17 protein-coding genes and 1 pseudogene are annotated in these 20,010 nt (G+C 67.8%); 6 read left to right on the top strand and 12 right to left on the bottom strand.

Annotated features, from left to right (window positions below; all coding sequences use genetic code 11):
- The gene (gene udk / locus VFE28_08030; GenBank protein HZM15934.1) at positions 1-648 is read right to left on the bottom strand and encodes a uridine kinase; all 648 of its coding nucleotides are present in this window, start codon (positions 646-648) and stop codon (positions 1-3) included.
- Positions 649-773: 125 nt separating this feature from the next.
- On the opposite strand from udk, the gene VFE28_08025 reads away from it, so the two are divergent.
- The 4 genes from VFE28_08025 to VFE28_08010 are packed head-to-tail and all read left to right on the top strand — an operon-like array spanning position 774 to position 3,928.
- Positions 774-2,132 (top strand): phosphomannomutase/phosphoglucomutase, encoded by a 1,359-nt coding sequence (locus VFE28_08025; GenBank protein HZM15933.1) that lies wholly within the window; start codon positions 774-776, stop codon positions 2,130-2,132.
- A complete protein-coding gene (locus VFE28_08020) occupies positions 2,129-3,307 on the top strand; it encodes a glycosyltransferase (protein HZM15932.1) in 1,179 nt (392 codons plus the stop codon). The genes VFE28_08025 and VFE28_08020 overlap by 4 nt, the downstream gene beginning before the upstream one ends.
- A 41-nt stretch (positions 3,308-3,348) precedes the next feature.
- Positions 3,349-3,636 (top strand): BrnT family toxin, encoded by a 288-nt coding sequence (locus tag VFE28_08015; protein HZM15931.1) that lies wholly within the window; start codon positions 3,349-3,351, stop codon positions 3,634-3,636.
- Complete coding sequence (locus VFE28_08010) at positions 3,617-3,928, top strand: BrnA antitoxin family protein (GenBank protein ID HZM15930.1); 312 nt, start codon at positions 3,617-3,619, stop codon at positions 3,926-3,928. The genes VFE28_08015 and VFE28_08010 overlap by 20 nt, the downstream gene beginning before the upstream one ends.
- A gap of 12 nt (positions 3,929-3,940) precedes the next feature.
- On the opposite strand, the gene VFE28_08005 is transcribed toward VFE28_08010, so the two are convergent.
- From VFE28_08005 to recA, 9 genes and pseudogenes are all read right to left on the bottom strand, one after another.
- Positions 3,941-4,144, bottom strand: coding sequence for a hypothetical protein (locus VFE28_08005; protein ID HZM15929.1), 204 nt, complete (start codon positions 4,142-4,144; stop codon positions 3,941-3,943).
- A 472-nt stretch (positions 4,145-4,616) separates the two neighbouring features.
- On the bottom strand, positions 4,617-5,597 hold the full coding sequence (locus VFE28_08000) for a hypothetical protein (GenBank protein ID HZM15928.1): 981 nt from the start codon (positions 5,595-5,597) through the stop codon (positions 4,617-4,619).
- Between the two features lie 14 nt (positions 5,598-5,611).
- Positions 5,612-7,120 (bottom strand): undecaprenyl-phosphate glucose phosphotransferase, encoded by a 1,509-nt coding sequence (locus VFE28_07995; GenBank protein ID HZM15927.1) that lies wholly within the window; start codon positions 7,118-7,120, stop codon positions 5,612-5,614.
- A 57-nt stretch (positions 7,121-7,177) separates the two neighbouring features.
- The gene (gene rfbD / locus VFE28_07990) at positions 7,178-8,077 is read right to left on the bottom strand and encodes a dTDP-4-dehydrorhamnose reductase (GenBank protein HZM15926.1); all 900 of its coding nucleotides are present in this window, start codon (positions 8,075-8,077) and stop codon (positions 7,178-7,180) included.
- A gap of 9 nt (positions 8,078-8,086) precedes the next feature.
- Entirely contained in the window at positions 8,087-9,154 is a 1,068-nt protein-coding gene (locus VFE28_07985) for a glucose-1-phosphate thymidylyltransferase (protein HZM15925.1), read from the bottom strand.
- Between the two features lie 29 nt (positions 9,155-9,183).
- Positions 9,184-10,668: an SLBB domain-containing protein gene (locus VFE28_07980; GenBank protein HZM15924.1), complete on the bottom strand. Its 1,485-nt coding sequence runs from the start codon at positions 10,666-10,668 to the stop codon at positions 9,184-9,186.
- A gap of 87 nt (positions 10,669-10,755) precedes the next feature.
- Positions 10,756-13,452, bottom strand: coding sequence for an alanine--tRNA ligase (gene alaS, locus VFE28_07975; GenBank protein HZM15923.1), 2,697 nt, complete (start codon positions 13,450-13,452; stop codon positions 10,756-10,758).
- 24 nt (positions 13,453-13,476) lie between these two features.
- Positions 13,477-14,148 (bottom strand): regulatory protein RecX, encoded by a 672-nt coding sequence (locus tag VFE28_07970; GenBank protein ID HZM15922.1) that lies wholly within the window; start codon positions 14,146-14,148, stop codon positions 13,477-13,479.
- Positions 14,149-14,532: 384 nt separating this feature from the next.
- A pseudogene (gene recA, locus VFE28_07965) lies at positions 14,533-15,546 on the bottom strand (recombinase RecA).
- Between the two features lie 478 nt (positions 15,547-16,024).
- Here recA and VFE28_07960 point away from each other — a divergent pair.
- On the top strand, positions 16,025-16,366 hold the full coding sequence (locus VFE28_07960) for a histidine triad nucleotide-binding protein (GenBank protein HZM15921.1): 342 nt from the start codon (positions 16,025-16,027) through the stop codon (positions 16,364-16,366).
- Positions 16,367-16,370: 4 nt separating this feature from the next.
- Here the strand turns inward: VFE28_07960 and VFE28_07955 are convergent, their stop codons facing one another.
- Positions 16,371-17,426 carry an alcohol dehydrogenase catalytic domain-containing protein gene (locus VFE28_07955; GenBank protein ID HZM15920.1) on the bottom strand — a complete coding sequence of 352 codons (1,056 nt, stop codon included), beginning with the start codon at positions 17,424-17,426 and terminating at the stop codon, positions 16,371-16,373.
- A gap of 207 nt (positions 17,427-17,633) precedes the next feature.
- Positions 17,634-18,866 carry a pyridoxal phosphate-dependent aminotransferase gene (locus VFE28_07950; protein ID HZM15919.1) on the bottom strand — a complete coding sequence of 411 codons (1,233 nt, stop codon included), beginning with the start codon at positions 18,864-18,866 and terminating at the stop codon, positions 17,634-17,636.
- 686 nt (positions 18,867-19,552) lie between these two features.
- Here VFE28_07950 and VFE28_07945 point away from each other — a divergent pair.
- Positions 19,553-20,010: NUDIX domain-containing protein (locus tag VFE28_07945; protein ID HZM15918.1), on the top strand; the 458-nt coding region annotated here is incomplete at its 3' end.

Below are 20,010 nucleotides of genomic sequence, written 5' to 3'. Positions count from 1 at the left end.
CTAGCCTCGGGAACTCGGGGTGGAACTCGAACGCCGCAAGAGATCGCGCACCTTCACCACCAGCAGGTCGATGGCCACGTCGTTGTGCCCCCCATGCGGGATGATGAGGTCCGCGTAGCGCTTGCTGGGCTCGACGAACTGCTGAAACATGAGCTTCACCGTGTTCCGGTACTGGGCGATGACGGAAACCGGATCGCGCTGCCGTTCGCGCACGTCCCGCTCCAGGCGGCGCATGAAGCGCTCGTCCCCATCCTCGTCGATGAAGATGCGGATGTCCATCTGCCGGCGGAGCGCCTCGTTCTCCAGCACCAAGATCCCTTCGAGGAGAATGATGTCGGCGGGACCGAGCCGCAGGCGCTGCTCGCGGCGGCGGTGCTGGTCGTAGTCGTACACCGGACTCTCGATCACCCCGCCGTCCTTCAAGGTCTCGATGTCGGCGAGCAGCAGCGGCGCCTCGAAAGCGTCCGGGTGGTCGTAGTTGATCCGGGCGCGCTCCTCCAAAGGCAAGTGCGCGAGGTCGCGGTAATAGTTGTCCTGGTGCAGGATGAGCACCCGCTCGTCGGGGAAGTGACTCTTCACCTTGAGTGCCGCGGTGGTCTTGCCCGAGCCGGTGCCGCCGGCAATGCCGATCACCACGGGACGCTGCAAGAACCCTCCAGCAGGCGCGAGACTTCTTGCAGCCTAACAAGTTACGCTAGCGGGCCGCAAGGCGGGCCGGGCCTCCCGCAACGCATGCTAAGGTGGAGCGAAAGCACCCAGAGAGCGGGGGACCCTTGAATCGCAACACTTTCCGCGAGTACGACATCCGCGGTGTGGCCGGCGTGGACCTGGACGCGGGGGCGATGGAAACGCTCGGCCGCGCCTTCGGCACCTACTACCGCGCCCGCGACCTGCGCCGCCTCGTCGCCGCCCGGGACATGAGACTCTCTTCCGAGGAGTACTTGGCGGCGCTAATGCAGGGTCTGCTCTCCACGGGCTGCGACGTCATCGACATCGGACTCGTGCCCACTCCGGTGCTCAACTACGCGGTCGAGACGCTCGCCGCCGACGGCGGCCTCGTCGTCACCGCGAGCCACAATCCGCCCCAGTTCAACGGCCTCAAGAGCCGTACCCGGACGCGGGCGATTTTCGGCGCGGACCTCCAGGAGATCTGGAAGGTGGCGCAAGAGGGGCGCTTTGCTTCCGGCCGCGGCGCCCGCGAGCAGCGCCCGATCCTGGACGACTACGGCAAGCGCATTCACGGCGACGTCCGCTTGCGTCGACAGATGCACGTGGCGGTGGATTGCGGCAACGGCACTGCCGGTGTCATCGCCCCTCGCCTGCTGGAAGCGCTGGGCTGCCGGCTCGAACCGCTGTACTGCGAGCCCGATGGGCGCTTCCCACACCATGTCGCCGACCCCACGGTGCCCGAGTACATGGCCGATCTCGCCGCCGCGGTGCGCAAGACCGGTGCTGCCGCCGGCATCGGTTTCGACGGCGATGCGGACCGCGTCGGCCTGGTGGACGAAAACGGTCGGCTCCTCTTCGGCGACCAGCTCCTCGTCCTCTTCGCCCGCGCCATCCTGCCGCAACGGCCTGGAGCGGCGGTGGTCTTCGACGTCAAGTGCAGCCAGGCGCTCGTCGACGAGGTGCGCCGCCTCGGCGGCCGGCCGGAGATGTGGCGCACCGGCTATCCCCACATCATGTCCCGCATGAGCGAGACCGGCGCCGTGCTCGGCGGCGAGATGAGCGGTCACATGTTCTTCGCCGATCGCTATTACGGCTTCGACGACGGCATCTACGCCGCCTGCCGGGCGCTGGAAATCCTGGCCGCAGCGGACCGCCCCCTGAGCGCTCTCCTCGCCGATCTGCCGCAGTTCGTCTCCACGCCGGAGATCCGGGTGGATTCCAGCGACGAGGACAAGTTCCGCATCGTCGAAGCGGTGGCGGCGCACTTCCGCCCGAAGCACCCGACGATCGACGTGGATGGCGTGCGCATTCTCTTCCCCCGCGGCTGGGCACTGGTGCGCGCCTCCAACACCCAGCCCATCCTGGTGCTCCGCTTCGAGGCCGACAGTGACGATGCGCTCGCGGAGATCCGCGGCACCGTGCAGGCCGAGCTGCAGAGCCTCGGCGTCCAGGCCGGCCCGTGAACGGTCGGATCCCCGCAGCGGGCCCGACCACCGCAGCAGCCGCGGGAACGTTGGCCCTGGAGCGGACCCGCGTCGCCCTCGTGCACGACTGGCTGACGGGGATGCGGGGCGGCGAGAAGTGCCTCGAGGTGCTCTGCGAGCTCTTCCCTCGCGCCGATCTCTTCACCCTGCTCCACGTCCGCGGCAGCGTCTCCCCCACCATCGAGCGCCATCGCATCCGCACCAGCTTCATCCAGCGGCTGCCGGGTGCAGCGCGCGGCTACCGTCGTTACCTGCCGCTCTTCCCGCGGGCGGTGGAAGGATTGCGTCTCCGCGACTACGACCTCGTCGTCTCCACCAGTCATTGCGTCGCCAAGGGTGTGGTGCCGCCGCCCGGGGCGCTGCACGTCTGCTACTGCCACACCCCGATGCGCTACGTGTGGGATCGCTTCGACGACTACTTCGGCCCCGGGCGCGCCCGCGGCATGACGCGACTCGCCGCCAAGCTGGCCCGCGGGCCGCTCCAGCGTTGGGACGTGCGCAGCGCCGCGCGGGTGCACCACTTCGTCGCCAACTCCGAGAACGTGCGCCAGCGCCTCCGCCGCACCTACAGCCGCGACGCCACCGTGATCCACCCGCCGGTGGATTGCTCCCGCTTCGCCCCGGAGCCACAGGCGGATAGGACAAGTTTCCTCGTCGTCGGGGCGCTCTCGGGTTACAAACGCGCCGATCTCGCGGTCGAAGCCTGCCGTAGGGCTGGCGTCCCCCTCGTCGTTGCCGGCGACGGCCCTGACCGGAAGCGCCTGCAGCAACAGGCCCGCGGCGCCGACGTCACCTTCCTCCCGTGGCAGAGCGACACGGAACTTCCCCGCCTCTTCGCCCGCTGCCGCGCCCTCCTCTTCCCCGGCGTCGAAGACTTCGGCATCACCCCGGTCGAGGTCATGGCTTCCGGGCGCCCGGTCATCGCCCGCGCCGAAGGTGGCGCGCTCGAGACGGTCGTGGACGGTGAAACGGGCGTTCTCGTGCTCTCCGAGGATCCAGAGGCCTGGGCGGAGGTGCTGCGGCGCTTCGACGACAGCCGCTTCGCTCCCGAAGTGCTCCAGCGCCAGGCGCTCCGCTTCGACCGCCCGCTCTACGCTGAGCGCATGCGCGCCGAGCTCGAGCACCTCTTCGAGACTTGGCGCCAACACAGCTAGGCTGCTTGACGGGAAGTATATACAAGTGTATATTCTAGGGTGTGCGGTTCACGTGGGACGCAGCCAAGAACACGCTCAACCTTCGCAAACGTGGTTTCGATTTCGCGTTTGCGACACTCATCTTCGACGGGCCGGCACTGGTTCGCGAGGATCGACGGTGGGATTATGGCGAGCGCCGGTTCATTGCCATAGGCGTTGCTGACGGGCTGCATCTCACGGTTGTTTTTACCGACCGAGTCCGGGCCGACGGCGAGCTTGTGCGTCGGATCATTTCGGCTCGGCGCAGCAGCCGACAGGAGAGGCAGGTATATGAGCACCGCGTCACGTAATCGCAAGCGGCCAAGTCGCGGCAAGGCTGATCTCGGACGACTGCGGCGCATGAGTGACTCGGAGATCTTGCGCACGTCGCCACCGGAATTGGTAGATTTGCCGGACGATTTCTGGTCCGAAGCTACGGTCGTAGCACCCGTCGCGAAGCGGGCGATCTCGCTTCGCGTCGACGAGGACGTGCTGGCATGGTTCAAGGCCGCCGGACCTCGCTACCAGTCGCGAATGAATGCCGTACTGCGAAGCTACGTCACTCACGTTCGTGGCATTCGTCGGCGTAAAGGGGCAGCCTAACAGCAGGTGAGATCAGAACCAGTCAACCGACGGCGCGCATTTCCTGCCCGTCACCCGGATGCAGTCGACTGCCGGGCTGTAGCCACCAGGGCGACCGAAGGAGTACAGCCGCAGGGCGTAGAGCGTCCCGATGGGGACGATGGGCGTGATGTCGATGGGCCCGACCTCATCCCAAGCGCCGCACAAGTCGCCGTAGTGCCCGTACACGATCATCACGACGTACCCGGGAAGGTCTTGACAAACGTGATAGTCGCCCGGACTTCGGCCCAGGGGAACGACCTCGACGTGAGAGGGAAACGCGTGTCCCACGGCGAATTCGTCTCCACCGCCACCGTGATCGGGCCGGCGCACCGCAGCGGGAAGAACGCCCGCCGAGCGGCGCCAGCGCCGAGAGAGCCACTGTTGCAACAGCGATGCGGCATCGCATCAGCGGAAGACTTGCCTTACGCGAGACCACGGGACTCGCTCCGCCGCCGGCGTAGCGTTCATGGGATCAACCGCCGAACAACGGGATCACTCTTCTGCTTGGAACCTACGCCCAGCGGTCTCAGCAATCAAACAACCGGCGCGGTGGTGTGATTGACAATGGTGATTCCACCATGCGCAAGGGTTGCGGCTCTGTGTGGGCGGCCGAACTCGCCGGCGACCTTACTCTCCTTTTGTCAGGCGAGTTCACGCGACAGCCACTTCAGTGCCAGTGGACGTCGGTGGCAGTCCTCTCGCCGGCGTACCAGATGCCGGGGTGCTCCAGGGCGGTGCCTGCAGGCCGGAGCTCGCTGGGCAGCTCGTGCACATCGATGCGGAAGAGCTCTTCCAGGCTTTGCAGCACGAAGCTGTCGGCCTCGAGCTGCTTCTCCACGAGCGCCCGCGCCTCACTTCGGCTGGAGGCGCTGAGGAAGAACTCCTGTACGTAGCTCGGGTTCTGCCGGCGCCCGGAGCGAGCGCGTCGCTTCGGCGCTACCGTGGCGATGGCGCGCCAGGGCACGAGCCCCAGCGGCCGACCCTCGTCGTCGAGGTTCTGGTCCTCGTCGAGCTGCAGGCTGAGGCCGAAGACGTGGCGGAGCATGTCCGCAACGCTCAGGTAATCGTATTGCGTTCCACGCAGACCGCGGTACTGGGTCAGCGCCAGGTGCGTGTGCGAGCGCTCGTAGTAGTACTCCAGCTTGCGCGGCTGCAGCCCGTGCTTCTCGAGGAGCGCCCGCACCGGGCCCAGATCGGGAGCGAACACCACCAGCTCCTTGTGGTCCGCCAGGAACACTTCCACCGGATCGTCGCGACCGAAGGCGCCGAGACCGAGCATGCCATCCTCGGTGAAGATGAAATCGTAAGCTTTGAAGACCTCGATGAACTGCTCCCGGGTGACTTCGGATTCGCTCAAGAAGACGTCGCGCTCGGTGTAGATGTCCTCGGAAGCCCGCTCCAGCACGACGTGCACGCGCTCGGGCAGGAGCTGGCACAGATCCAGGAAGAGCGGGATCAGTTTCTCGGCGCTGACCACGATCACGGCGCGATAGCGATCGCCGGGAGCGTCGTCGTCCTCGGCGGTGAAGTAGTCCGATTCGTACCCTTCCAGCTGCTCGTAGTCCTCGTCGGGAAAGCTGCCGTAGGGGTAGAGGAAGTTCCCCACCTTCTTGCGCACCAGGGGCAGCAGCTCGTGGGCCTGAGACACCGCGGTTCTCCTGCTCAGTAAGCGTTGCGCCGGGAGAGCACCGAGCGCAACGTCAGCGCCAGGATCTTCACATCCAGCGCCAAGGACCAGTTCTCCAGGTAATAGATGTCGTAGAGCGTGCGCTCTTCCAGGGGCGTGTCGCCCCGCAAGCCGTTCACCTGCGCCCAGCCGGTGATGCCGCACCGCACCTTGTGGCGTTCGAAGTAGCGCGGAATGGCGCTGCGAAACTCCTCCACGAAGACAGGACGTTCCGGCCGCGGCCCCACCAGGCTCATCTCGCCGCGGAGCACGTTGTAGAGCTGCGGCAGCTCGTCCAGGCTGAGCCGGCGCAGCCACCGTCCCGCCGGCGTGGTGCGCGGGTCGCCGGCACGGGCGAAGACAGGGCCCGTGTGGCTTTCCGCGTCCTGCCGCATGGTGCGGAACTTCAGCATCTGGAAGACCGTCCCATCCCGGCCGACGCGCTGCTGCCGGAAGAGCACGGGCCCCGGCGAGGTGAGGCGCACGACGAGGGCGATGCCCAGCATGAGGGGCGCCCCGAGCACGCAGAACAGTCCCGCCACCACGAGATCGAAGGCGCGTTTGAAGACGCGATGGATGCCGGTGAGTGTCACCTGCCGCAGCTCGAGGAAAGGAAGCCCCGCGACCGATTGCAGCCGCAGGTTGGTGGCGCGCAGATCCTGCAGGTCCGGGACGAAGGTCACGCGCACCTGCGAATCGGCGAGCGCTTCGAGGAGCGGCAGGAAGCGCTCGACTTCCCGGAGTGGCAGCGTCACCAGGATGCCGTCCAGGTGGTGTCGCTCCACCACTTGCTCCACCTGCGCCAGACGCCCGAGAGCGGGCAAGCGCCCCGGTTCGTCGTCGGCGAGGAGGATCTCGCCGGCCACTTCCATCCCCAAACCGGGTCGCTGCCGCAGGGCCCGCAGTAGGCGTTCTTGCGCGGCGTTGCGCCCTAGAACGGCGACACGCTCCAGGCCGACGCCGTGGGCGCGGGCCAGGAGGTGCAAGTAGCGCGCGAAGAGACGCCCGGCCACCAGGGCGACGTAGCTCGTCGCCATGAAACCGAGGGCGAAGGAACGCGAGAAGGAATAGCCGCGGTAGAAGAAGGCGATGGCCACGAGAAAAAGAGTCGCCGTGATGACGCTGCGGGCGAGCCCGGTGATGTCGTCGGCGAAGGTCGGGCGGCGGCGCAGGTCGTACATGCCGTGGGCATGGAAGATGACGAGGAAAACGAGCAGCATCCCGAGAGAACCGAGAAGATAGATGGCGAGATCCGGGACGCCCTTGGGGACGGCGAACCAGCCGGAGAGGAACCGCGCCCAATAGACGGAGAGGAAAGCACTCTCCAGCATGAGCAGATCCCCGGCGAGGAGGATGCTCGGAAGGACGAGGGTGGTGTTGCGGATCCGCAGCCTGCTGGGCACCGCTCCCGCGAGTTCCGGGGGCGGCGCCTCGCCGAAACGCGGCGCTCCCGCCGTCGTGGAGGCGCCCGATGTGGGTTGCACTTCTGTCCGCGTGCGCTGCATGCACCTCTCCTGGCCCGCGGGGCCTTCGACCCTTGCCCGCGACTTTAACCCGTGGCTCTAGCCCGCGGCCACTTCGTCCGGGCGGGCGGCGAGGTAGGCCTGCAGTGCCTCCTGCCAGTGCCGGAGCGCCGGCAGACCCTGGCGCAGGTAGCGGCCGTTGTCGAGGACGGAGTTCCGCGGCCGCCGTGCCGGCCGCGGGAACTCGTCGCTGCGACAGGAACGCACGCGGCCTGCAAATCGCAGCGCCACGGCGATGGCGGCGGCGAACTCGTACCACGAGCATTGGCCCGTGTTGGTCACATGGAAGAGACCCGACGCTCGCGCTTCCAGCAGACGCCGGAGAGCAGCGGCCAGGTCGAGGGTATACGTGGGAGAGCCCACCTGGTCGTCGACCACGCGGACTTCCTCCTGCGTACGCAGCAGCCGCGCCATGGTGCGGACGAAATGGCGTCCCCCCGGACCGAAGACCCAGCTGGTGCGCACGATGCATCCCGGTGCTCCCATGGCGAGCACATGCTCCTCGGCGGCACGCTTGCTACGACCGTAGACGTTGATCGGTGCGGTTTCGTCGTCTTCGCGGTAAGGACGCTGTAGGGCGCCATCGAAAACGTAGTCGGTACTGATGAGAAGGAGTCGTGCCCGAGCCGCCGTCACCGCCCGGACCACGTTCTCCGTGGCGACGGCATTGTCCCTCCAGGCTCGTTCCGGGTCGCCCTCGCAGCCATCCACGTCGGTCCAGGCGGCGCAATGCACCACGACATCGGGAGCGAGGGCGGCGAGATGGGTGTGGGTGGAGGATGCGTCGGCGAGATCGCAGTCACTGCGCCGGAGGGGCAGCACCTCGTGAGCGCTCCGGCACTCTTCGACGACAGCGCTGCCCAACATGCCCGCCGCCCCGGTGACGGCGACGCGAAGCCGCGCCCCGGGCGCGGGCGGCGTTCTGCCTGGCGCGACCACGAGCGCTCCTCACGCGAGCTGAATCTCGCTGTTGTCTCCCACCATGAACTTGTAGGCCTTCGGCCGGACGGCGCCGCGCAGCAAGCGTACGTTGCGCCCCACCAAGCTGCTCTCGATGCGCGCCCCGATGCCCACGATCTGCGCCGCCTCGAGGACGATGCTGTGCTCGATCTCACTGTCTTCGATGAGACAGGAGCCGGCGATGGACGTGAACGGACCGATGTAGCTCTTGCGCACCACCGTGCCGGCACCGAGGATCAAGGGCCCGCGCAGCACGCTCGCTTCCACCTGCGCTCCCGCCTCGATGACCACGTGCCCCTCGACCGTGGAGGCTCCATCCACCTTGCCTTCCACCCGGCGCTGCAGACCCGTGAGCACCAGACGATTGGCCTCGAGCAGATCCTCCAGCTTCCCCGTGTCCTTCCACCAACCCTGTATGACGTGGGCGCGCACGCTGCGCCCGTGATCGACCAGGTGCTGGATGGCATCGGTGATCTCCAGCTCGCCACGGGCGCTGGGGCGGATGGCGTGCACCGCCGCGAAGACGGTGGCGTTGAACATGTAGACGCCGACGAGGGCCAGGTCGCTCTTCGGCTTCTGCGGCTTCTCCTCCAGCCGCAGCACCTGCCCGCGCGCGTCCAGTTCGGCGACGCCGAAGGCGCTCGGGTTGCCCACGTGAGCGAGGAGGATCTGGGCGTCGCAGCGCTGCTCCTGGAATTCGCGCACGAAGTCGCGGATCCCGTCGCGCACCAGATTGTCGCCGAGGTACATGACGAAGGGAGAGTCTTGCAAGTACGGCTGCGCGATCTTGACGGCATGGGCCAGGCCGAGGGGCGCCTCCTGCTGGATGTACTGCACCCGCAAGCCGAAGGCCGAGCCGTCGCCGACGGCGCCCTCGATTTCCTGGTGCGTGTCACCGACGACGATGCCGACCTCGGTGATGCCCGCTTCGCGCATGGCGTCGAGCCCATAGAAGAGGATGGGCCGGTTCGCCACCGGCACCAGCTGCTTGGCGCTCGTGTGAGTGATCGGGCGCAGGCGCGTGCCCTTGCCGCCGCTCAGGATGAGTGCTTTGATCGCCGTCCCTCCCAAGGGCTCCAGCAAGCTTACTGCGTGGTGAGCGCCACCACGGAGATCACCAGCGCCGACACCGAGGTCAACACCCCGAGGGCGGCAACCATCTTGCTCCCGGTGCTGCGGTTGACGTGGACGGTCTCGCCCCGTCCGACGTCGCTGCCCCGCTTGCCGCTGCGCGGATTGCCGTCGGCGCTCAGGATGGTGACGTGGTCGCGGTTGCCTCCGGGCGCCGTGCCCCCTGCCTGACCGATGTAGTCGTTCACTTCCCAGTCGGCCCGATAGGGGAACCGGCCAGGCTGGGCCACCATGCCGCTCACGTAGACGTAGTCACGCACGCCCGAGACAGAGAACACGTCGCCGTCGTGCACCGGATGATCCTGGGCTCCGGACAGCACCTGGGCCAGGTCGACGTGCACCTCTTCTTGCTTGCCGGTGGAATCGCGGCTGGCAAGGGTGGCATCGTGCAGCGCCGTATTGGGGTCGATCTGCACCACCCGCGGCACCAGGGTGCGGAGGGTCTCGCGGTCGGAAAGATAGAGCGTCTCCCGGCGACCATCGGGCAAGGTGACGAAGACGCGTGCCTTCCCGAGCAACGACGAGCGCACCGAGAGGCGCACCACGTCGTCGGCCGTCGGCGAGTTCCCGGTCAGGTCCATGAGCTCGACGCGCACGACACCTTGCGCATCCATGCGGTCCACGCTCACCTCGGCGAGATCCGCCTGCGGCATGGGACCGCCGGCGACCTCGAGGAGGGCGCGCAGGCTCTCGCCCGGTAACGATTCGTAGGCGCCGGGCCGGGCCACAGCGCCCACGATGTCGACGCGCCGCTGCCGCACCGGCACGAACACCGCTTCCCCCGGCGCCAGATGCGGGTTGGCCGCGCCTTCGCCGCGCCGGTAGTAGGCGTCCAGATCCACCAGGGTGCGCACACCGCCGCTCGGGTCCCGGATCTCGATGCGCCGGCGGGAGGCCGCATCGGTGAAGCCGCCGGCGCGCTCGATCAGTTCGGAAACACGTTCATAAGCCCGCGCCACCAGTGTTCCCGGTTCGCGCACCTCGCCGGTGACGTTGACGCGGAATTGCCGGGCTTCGGCCAGGTAGCAATACACCTCGAAATCGCGGTAACGCTTGGAGAGCGCTTGGCGCAAGGCCTCGCGGAACTCCTTCAGCGTCCGTCCCGCCGCCGGCACCGCGCCCACACCGGGGACGAGAACGACGCCCTCGGGCAGCACCGGCAAGCGCTCGAGCTTCACTTCGCCGAGGAGCAGCATGAAGGCCAGAACGTCCTGGGGTCCGAGAATGTAAGTGGCGGGATCGACGGCGATCTCGTGGGCTTCGACGCTGAAATAGCGTGAGGGCTGGGGCGCTACGGTGGTCGTCGGGAGCGTCGGCCGGGCCGGCGTCGTCTCGCGGGGTTCCTCGCGGCCAGGCGGCAACTGCGCCGCTCCCCGGCTCGCCCCGAGGGCAAGAAGAGAAACGGCGCCGAGCACGATCCAGGAACGCGATCTCCCCATCCTTCTACCCCCTGTCGTCGCCCGTCGGCGACGCACTCCAAGTTTCGCTGCCGTCGCCCGTCGGCGATGCACTCACCCGAACCCGCATCAGAGCATGGAACGCACGAGCGGCACCACCGCGTCGAGGGCTTCCTGCCAGCGGCTCCGGTCGCGCCCGCCGGCTTGGGCGAGGTGCGGCTTGCCGCCGCCGCCGCCGCCGGTGATGCGCGCCACGCGGTTCACCAACTCCCCGGCCCGCAGGCCGCGCCGCACCAGATCATCGGTCACCGCCGCCAGGAAGACGATCTTTCCTTCGATCTCGGTGGAGAGCACGGCAGCGCCGCTCTGCAGCTCGCGTCGCAGCGCATCGGCCAGCTCGCGCAGCGCTTCCAGGCTCGGGGCTTCGACGCGCGCCGAAACGACGCGGGCGCCGTTCACCTCCACCGCCGACTCGAGCAACGCCGTCGATTGGTCACCCGCCAGGCGCACCTGCGTCTCTTCCAGCTGCCGCCGAAGGCGGCGATTCTCCTCGAGGATTTCCTCGATGCGGCGCGACGCATCCTGACCCGGGCCGAGTCCGAGGGCCCGGCCCGCGTTCTGCTGCCGGGCGCGCACCGCCGCCAGCCAGCGAAGCGCGCCGCGCCCGGTGAGCGCCTCGAGGCGGCGCACGCCGGAGGCGATGCTGCCCTCCGTCGTGATGACGAAGAGCCCGATGTCGCCACTCCGACTCACGTGGGTGCCACCGCACAGCTCCATGGAATAGTCCCCGACGCTCACCACCCGCACGCGGGATTCGTACTTCTCGCCGAACATGGCGACCGCACCACGGGCCACGGCACGATCGTAATCTTCGATGTCCGTCTGCACCGGGATATTGCGGAGCACGAGGGCGTTGATCGCCGCCTCCAGGTGTTGCAGCTCTTCCGGCGTCAACGCCGCGTAGTGGTTGAAATCGAAGCGCAGCCGATCCGGCGCCACCAGGGAACCGGCCTGCTGCACGTGCGGTCCGAGCACTTTCTTGAGGGCCGCATGGAGCAAGTGCGTCGCCGTGTGGTTGCGCGCCGTATCGCCGCGCAGGTCCTCTTCCACGGTGGCGAGTACGCGCAGTCCGCCCCGGCTTTGCACCCAGCCGGCCAGATCCTCCCAGGTGCGCAGCTCTTCGGGATGCTGCAGCAGCACCGCGGTGTGCACGATCTGTGCTCCCTCGCGCCGCACGTCCGCGACGCGCCAGATGAGATCGGTGCTGGTGAGGACACCGCTGTCGGCCACCTGTCCGCCGGAAGTGGCGTAGAAGGGCGTGCTCTCCAGAACCAGATCGAAGCTCTCGCCGGCGAGCGCCATCCCGGACCGCACCTCTGCCTCCTGGCGCTCGCCGCGGCGCCAGCGCAGGAGCACGAGTGGCGACTCCTCGCGCACCCGTTCGTAGCCCACGAAGGTAGTCGCCTTGGAGGTGGCAAGGACGAGCTCCGGACGCTCCCCGGGCGCGCTCTTGGGGCGGAAGGCGGCGCGTTCGCGCGCCCGCTGGCGCTGTTCCTCCATGGCGGCGCGGAAACCGTCGTGATCGATGCGGACGTCGTGCTCCTGCGCCATCTCGGCAGTCAGCTCCGGCGGAAAGCCATACGTATCGTAAAGATTGAACACCTCGCGCCCCGGGATGACGTTGCCGCTGTCGCGGGCCGCGGCCAGGGCCGCCTCGAAGCGCGACATGCCGGCCTCGAGGGTGCCGAGGAAGCGTTCTTCCTCCGCCTCGACGAGCGCCGCCACCCGCGACGTCACCTGCTCGAGCTCCGGATAGGCGTCGGCCATGCCGCCGGCCACGGTGTCCACCAACTTGTAGAGGAAAGGTTCCTCCACGCCGAGCCGGCGCAGCTTGCCGCTGGCGCGGCGCAGGATGCGCCGCAGCACATAGCCTCGCCCCTCGTTGGAGGGATAGATGTTCTCGGCGAGCGCGAACACCAACGCCCGCACGTGATCGGCGATGGCGTTCATCGCCAGCCGCGTACTCTCGTCGCGCTGGTAGGGCACACCGCAAAGTTCCTCGATGCGCCCGATGAGCGGACGGAAGAGGTCGGACTGGAAGTTGTCCGCCACCCCTTGGGCGATGAAAGCCGTGCGTTCGAGCCCCATGCCAGTGTCGATGCCGGGATGCGCCAGAGGCACGAGCTTGCCGCCGGCCTGCATGTCGAACTGCGGGAACACCAGGTTCCAGAATTCGATGTAGCGGTCGCAGCTGCAGCCCACCGCGCACTCTTTCCGGCCGCAGCCGCCGCGGCCGGTGTCGAAGTACAGCTCCGAGCTCGGGCCGCAGGCGCCGGTGTCACCCGCCGGGCCCCAGAAGTTGTCCGCCTTGCCGAGACGCACGATGCGCTCCGCGGGCAGGTTGGCGACGCGACGCCAGAGGCTGGCCGCTTCGTCGTCGTCCTCGTACACCGAAACCCAGAGGCGGCTGCGGTCGATGGCGAGGACGCGGGTGGTGAAGTCCCAGGCCCACTCGATGGCCTCGGCCTTGAAGTAATCGCCGAAGCTGAAGTTGCCCAGCATCTCGAAGAAGGTGTGGTGGCGGAGCGTCCGCCCGACGCTCTCCAGGTCGTTGGCGCGCAGACACTTCTGCACCGTCGTGGCGCGCTTGAAGGGCAGCTTCTCCGGCGGCGTGGCGAAGAGCGGCTTGAACTGCACCATGCCGGCCACGGTGAAGAGCAAAGAGGGGTCCTCGGGCACGAGAGGGGCGCCGGGACGCACGGTGTGCCCGCGCTCGGCGAAGAACTGCAGGTAGGCCTGGCGGATCTCGTGGGCGGTTCGTGCCACGTTCGATGCTCCGGGAATGAGCGGCTAGCCGAAACGAGAGCGCCCGCTCCCGGCGTCGTCTTCGCCGGGCTCCTGGCCCAGGAGGGCGCGGCAGACCTCGCCCACCGTTTCGAGGCCGAAGCCCCGCGCGGCCAGATAGCGCCCGAGCCGCGCCGCCGCTTTCGCCGGCGGTAAGCCACGGCAGGCAGGCAAACGCTGGCGCGCCGCCGCCAGTGCCAGCTCCTTCTCGTCGCTCCGGCCGCGCCAGGCGGCGAGAGCCACCTCGGCCTCGGGCTCCGGCACGCCCTGCGCCGCGAGCGCCGCCTCGAGCACGGCCAGCGCCACGGGGCGGCGCGACAGTTGCGCCTCGACGAACCATTGGGCGAAACGCGCGTCGTCGACGAGCCCCTGCTTGCGGAGCTCGGCGACGACGCTCTCGCCCACCTCAGCGACAAACCCTCGGGTCTCGAGGTAGCGGCGCACGTCGCGTTCGGTCCGCGGCCGCCCGCGGAGCCAGCGCAACACGCGCGCCGCCGCTTCCCGCCGTGACGCCGCGGCTACGAGGGCTTGGCGCATGCGCTCGGTAATCTCGAGCCCCGGCACGAGACCGAGCTCAGCCGCGGCCGTGCCGGCGATCTCGAAGCGAGATCCGCCGGCATGCACGACCACGGTGTTCTTGCCCGGAACCGGGGACAGACGTTGGATGCAGTCCCCCATGCCTTGTCTTCAGCGGCTCGGCGTCGGGCGCCCGCCGGCTTTCACCGCCACCGGTTTGCCCGCCCCGTCCTTCCCGCCTTCATCCTTCACCGCGCGCAGCTCCGGTTTGCCCCGCGGCGCCTCGACCTTGCCGTCTCCAGCCGGCCCCGCGTGAGGCGCTCGGCTCGCCGCTCCCACCGGGACAGGCGATGCAGCGGCCGGTGTGCCGGGCACCACCGTGACCCGCGCAGCTACGGCCGCGCCCGCCGCGGCTGCACCTGCTGCCGTCGCACCGGCGGCCGTGGCGCTTGTGGTGGCTCCGGGTGCTGCGGCCGCCGTACCGGCCGCCCCAGGAGCGGTTGTCGCCGCCTCGCCGTTGCCAGGAGCGGGGAGATAGTGCGCGCGGATGCGCGCCACGATCGTTTCCAGCGCCTTGGGATTCTCTTGCAGGTACTGCTTGGCGCGCTCCCGTCCCTGACCGATCTTGTCCTCGCCGAAGGTGAGCCAGGTACCGCTCTTGTCGATGACCTCGCTCGCCACCCCCAGGTCGACGACGTCGCCCAGGAAGCTGATGCCCTCGCCATAGATGATGTCGAACTCGGCGGTGCGGAAGGGCGGCGCCACCTTGTTCTTCACCACCTTCACCTTGGTGCGGTTGCCGACGATGTTCTCGCCGTCCTTGAGGTTGGCGATGCGCCGGATGTCGAGGCGCACGGAGCTGTAGAACTTGAGCGCGTTGCCGCCGCTCGTCGTCTCCGGGTTGCCGAACATGACGCCGATCTTCATGCGGATCTGATTGATGAAGACGACGCAGGTGTTGGTCTTGCTCACCACGCCGGCCAGCTTGCGCAACGCCTGCGACATGAGCCGCGCCTGCAGTCCCACGTGGGAATCGCCCATCTCGCCTTCGATCTCGGCGCGCGGCACCAGCGCCGCTACCGAGTCGATGACCACCACGTCGATGGCGCCGCTGCGCACCAGGACCTCGACGATGTCGAGGGCCTGCTCGCCCGTGTCGGGCTGCGACACCAGCAGGTTGTCCACGTCCACGCCAAGCTTGCGCGAGTACACCACGTCGAAAGCGTGCTCCGCGTCGACGAAGGCGGCGATGCCGCCGGCGCGCTGGGCATTGGCGATGATGGACTGGGCCAGCGTGGTCTTGCCCGAACCTTCGGGCCCGAAGATCTCGAGGACCCGGCCCCGCGGCACGCCGCCCACGCCAAGGGCGATGTCCAGGCTGAGACTGCCCGTGGGTATGACGGTCACGCCCTCGTGCTGCTTGCGCTCGCCGAGTCGCATGATCGAGCCGTCACCGAATTGCTTGCGGATTTGCGCCACCGCCAGGTCGGCCCGCTGCCTGGGACCGTCCTTGACCTCGCCCTTCGCATCCTTCTTGGCTGGCGCTTGTGGTTGCTTCATGGCCCCGAAACTCCTTGGCTTGGACACACCTCATCCATGCTTCCCCCCTGGGGAAGCCCGCTGCCCGCCTTGATGTCGACGTCGATCGTGGCCCCGCAGAAGCGCCGCGGAAACCGAACGAGGGCTCAACCCAACCCCGATCGGCATGCCCGATGTAGCCGAGCCAGCCTAGCATGGCGGCAGGGGCCCTGCAACGCGCCATTAGCCCCGGACGGCGGGCGGCGCACCCGGGGCAACTGCTTGGACGCGAGCGGCTTGCGGCCGTGGGAGGCGCCACCTCCGGCAACACCCAACGTCGCCGGCGGCGACAGCGAGAAGACGCGACGAGGCGCGTCGCCACGGGAAACGACGCACGTCCTTCCATGACCTGCCGACGTTACAAGGGTCGCGCCAAAACGAAGTTTCCCGTCGCTGCCCACGGGAGTAATCTACGTGCCTCGAGTACTGCCCGAGTGACCTGATGCGAGCGGAGGCTGCGGTGGCGTGTCTTTTCTGTCGCATCGCTGCCAAGGAGATCCCCCACCAGCGCGTCTTCGAGGACGATGCGCTCGTCGCCTTCGCCGACATCAACCCCCAAGCGCCAGTGCACCTCCTCATCATCCCGCGCCGGCACATCGCGACGCTGAACGACCTCTCTCCTGGCGACGACGCCTTGCTCGGCCGGATGCTGCGCCTGGCGGCCGCCCTCGCCAAAGAACGTGGCATCGCCGACGAGGGCTACCGTGTGGTGACGAACTGCAACGCCGGCGCCGGCCAAAGCGTCTTCCACCTGCACCTGCACGTCCTCGGCGGCCGTCCCATGACCTGGCCTCCAGGCTGAGCCCTCAGGGTCGGATCGCGACTTTGAGCACGCCATCCAAGCGCTCACCGAAGACGCGGTACCCCTCGGCGATCTCGTCGAGAGTGAAGGAATGAGTCAGGAGCGGCCGCGGGTCGAAGCGGCCGGACTGCACGAGGCGGATCAGACGACGCATGCGCTCCTTGCCGCCTGGGCAAAGCGTAGTGACGATCTTGTGGTCACCCAGCCCGGCCGCAAAGGCCTCGTAGGGAACTTGCAGTTTGCCGGAGTACACTCCCAGGCTGGACAGCGTGCCGCCAGGGCGCAGGCTGCGGAGCGAGCTCTCGAAGGTCTGCTGTGTCCCGAGCGCCTCGATCGCCACGTCGGCACCGCCGTCCGTGAGGCGCTTCACCTCTTCCACGACGTCCACGTGGCGGAAATCCAAGGCGACATCCGCGCCCATGCGGAGTGCCATCTTCAGCCGGGTCTCGTCGCCGTCGATACCGATGACGAGAGCCGCCCCCATGAGCTTGGCGCCGGCTGTGGCGCACAGGCCGATCGGCCCCTGCGCGAAGACCACCACCGAATCGCCGAGCTTCACGCCGCCCGACTCGGCGCCGCTGAACCCGGTGGAAGCAATGTCGGCGAGCAAGACGACTTGCTCGTCACTCACGCCCTCCGGGATTTTGGCCAGGTTCGCTTGCGCGTATGGCACCCGCAGGTACTCGGCCTGCGCGCCGTGGATCGTGTTGCCGAAACGCCAGCCGCCGATCGCCTCGAAGCCCGCACCGTGTCCGCACTGCGACAGGTGCCCGGAAAGGCAGGCAAAGCACTGCCCGCACGGCGTGATGGCGCCCACGAGCACGCGCTGGCCGATCTCGTAGCCCTGGACACCTGGCCCGATGTCCTCGATGACGCCGACCGGCTCGTGGCCGACCACGAGCCCCGGCCGCACTGGGTACTCGCCACGTACGATATGCAGGTCGGTGCCGCAGATTGTGGTGAGCGTGATGCGTATCACGACTTCCCCCACTCCTGCCACCGGCCGCTCGACTTCTTCGACGCGAAACTGGTTCACACCGCGGAACACGTTCGCCCGCATGGTCTTCACTCGCATCTCGGTCCCTCCGGGTGCTGAACGCCACGAACGCCGGCTCCAAGCTGCCGCCGCTGTCGAGCTCGAGGCCGGCGCTCCGGTCGTTCGCCGCGTCCTGTGCGCGGCCGCTACCACGCCAGAACCACTCAGTCGGAATATCCGATCGACCATAGGGGATGACAAGTAGGTCACGGTGCAGGCCGGAACAGCAGCTTACCGGAGCATCGACTCGAGGCGATCGAGGCCGCCTTCCACCACTTCGATGGGAGCCCCGAAACTGAAGCGCATCCATTGCTGCAAGCGCGAGGGTCCGGGACGGTGCTTGCGCGGGTTGACGTCGAAGAACTCGCCGGGAACGGTGATGACGCGCTCCTCGAGGGCGCGGCGGAAGAAGGAGTGGCCATCGTCGAACGGCGGCGGCAGCTTCTCGAGCGAGCCCCAACAATAGAAGGTGCCCTCGGGCTCGCGGGGGAACTCGACTCCCATGGCGCGCAACCGCCGCACCATGAGATCGCGCTTCGGCCGGAAGGCGGCGCGCATCGCCTCCGTTTCGCGCTCGGCGTGCGCGGGCTCGACGAGAGGCAAGGCGCCCTTCTGCTGCCAGCGCGAGGCGCCGCCGTCGAGGGCGCTGCCGGAGCAAGTGAGCGTCTCGATCCAGTCCCGCGGCCCGAGCGTCCAGCCGCAGCGCCAGCCGGGATAGCGGTAGCTCTTGGTCAGCCCGTCCACGATGAGCACGGGGTCGCGGTCGACGTCTTCGACGAACCGCGCCGCGCTCACCGGGCCGCTGCCGTTCCACACGAAGTGCGAGTAGAACTCGTCGAAGAGAAGCGCCGTGCCCTGCCGGCGCCCCAGCGCCACCCAAGCCTCGAGCTCGTCGTCGCGGATCACGCGTCCGGTGGGATTGCACGGGTTGGAGATCAGGAGCGCGTCGATTCTCTCCGCGCGCACCCGCGCTTCGAGCTCCGCCGGCGCGATGGCGAAGCCATTCGTTGCGGGCAGCTCGATGTGCACCGGCTCGAGCCGGGGCACCCCGCCCAACAGATCCTCGTAAGCGGTGTAATCGGGCGTGAAGTAGCCGAGGCGCACCGCGTCGAGAGCCCAGACGGCGCGCGTCAAGGCCAGCCTGCCCCCGGCAGTGATGGCGACGTTGTCCGCGGTATAGCGCGAGGCGTGGTCGCGCCGGTACCAGAGGTTGTAGAGCGCCGCCACCTTCTCGCGTAGCTCAGGGATGCCGGGCACCGGCCCGTAGGCCAGGTCGCGCACTTCGATCTCGATCTTCGCGGCGCGCGGCGGCGCCCCCGGCAGCACGCCCACCTCGGGCATCCCCTGCCCGAGGTTGCACCACTCCGGGTGGTCGCCGTGATAGCCGAGCTTCATCGCCTCGGCGACGACGTAGATGACGCCCATGTAGGGAACGTCGCGAAAGGGCCCGCGGTCTCGCGTCATGGCCGAGCAGTATAGCGGCTGGAACGCTGCACCGGTGAGAACGCGCTGTGTCTCCCTTGGAGTCTCTCAGTCGGTGGACATGGCCCGGTGCGGGTCGAATCTTAGCCCTTTCTCGAAGCTCTTGCGGAGTCCGACGCTGGTACAATCAAGCCAGGATGGCCCTCTGAATCGGGTTCTTGGAGGTCGTGAGCGAATTGATCTTCTCCATGCTCCTGACGGCGGCATTCACTTTGAATCCTGGGTCGCCATCCTCATGCGTAGACTCTCCCATCAGTATCCATCGACTTCAAAGACACGCCGCTACTTCATGAAGTCCCGGACGAGTTTGGTCGGCTGCGGCAAGGAAACCTGCCGGTTCGTTCCCCAAAAAACCGTCAGGAGCCGGGTGAGCCGCGACCATATAGTCAGCAACCTGGTTTGGCACCTGCTTCCGCCATACCCTTCGACGTGTTTGGTCGCATCTGGGGCAGGGACAGAGCGCCTAACGCCCTCAATCGGGCCCATCCAAGCATGTACGTGCGGGCGGATTATAGCAGAGGAGAAGCGTTTAGGACCACAAGCGTTGCCAGCACGGCTGGTACCATGGAGCGGCAAAGGTCACTTGCAGAATTTGGCGCTCGTCAACCGTTGGCACGTAAGTGGTCGTTGATGCTGCCATCTGCGTGCCGAAGAGAGCGAGGTGAGTCATGCCGAAGAAAAGTGCCGGCCTTCTCCTGTACCGCGAGGTCTCCGGTCGTCTCGAGGTGCTGCTCGTGCACCCGGGCGGCCCGTTCTGGGCGCAGAAGGATGACGGCGCCTGGTCGATTCCCAAGGGGGAGATCGGAGACGGCGAAGACCCGCTCACCGCTGCGCGGCGGGAGTTCGAAGAAGAAACCGGCTTCTCCGCCGAGGGCGAGGTGATCCCGCTGCACACACTACGGCAGCCGAGCGGCAAGTTGGTTCACGCCTTCGCCATGCAGAAGGATATCGATGCGTCCCGCGTACAGAGCAACACCTTCGACATGGAATGGCCGCCGCGATCAGGAAAGTACCAGGCCTTCCCTGAGGTCGATCGGGCTGCATGGTTCTCCCTCGCCTCCGCGAGGAGCAAGATCGTGCAGGGGCAAGCCGGCTTCCTCAGCCAGCTAGAGGCTAAGCTCGGCCG

The sequence above is a fragment of the Candidatus Krumholzibacteriia bacterium genome, assembly GCA_035649275.1.
In the GTDB taxonomy this organism is placed as follows: domain Bacteria; phylum Krumholzibacteriota; class Krumholzibacteriia.
This window is presented reverse-complemented; position numbering and strand designations above follow the sequence as displayed.

Coding starts and splice junctions, on each gene's coding strand:
- VFE28_08010 (HZM15930.1), top strand. CDS start 3,617: ATGAGCACCGCGTCACGTAATCGCAAGCGGCCAAGTCGCGGCAAGGCT.
- VFE28_07995 (HZM15927.1), bottom strand. CDS start 7,120: ATGCAGCGCACGCGGACAGAAGTGCAACCCACATCGGGCGCCTCCACG.
- VFE28_07980 (HZM15924.1), bottom strand. CDS start 10,668: ATGGGGAGATCGCGTTCCTGGATCGTGCTCGGCGCCGTTTCTCTTCTT.
- VFE28_07970 (HZM15922.1), bottom strand. CDS start 14,148: ATGGGGGACTGCATCCAACGTCTGTCCCCGGTTCCGGGCAAGAACACC.
- VFE28_07955 (HZM15920.1), bottom strand. CDS start 17,426: ATGCGGGCGAACGTGTTCCGCGGTGTGAACCAGTTTCGCGTCGAAGAA.
- VFE28_07950 (HZM15919.1), bottom strand. CDS start 18,866: ATGACGCGAGACCGCGGGCCCTTTCGCGACGTTCCCTACATGGGCGTC.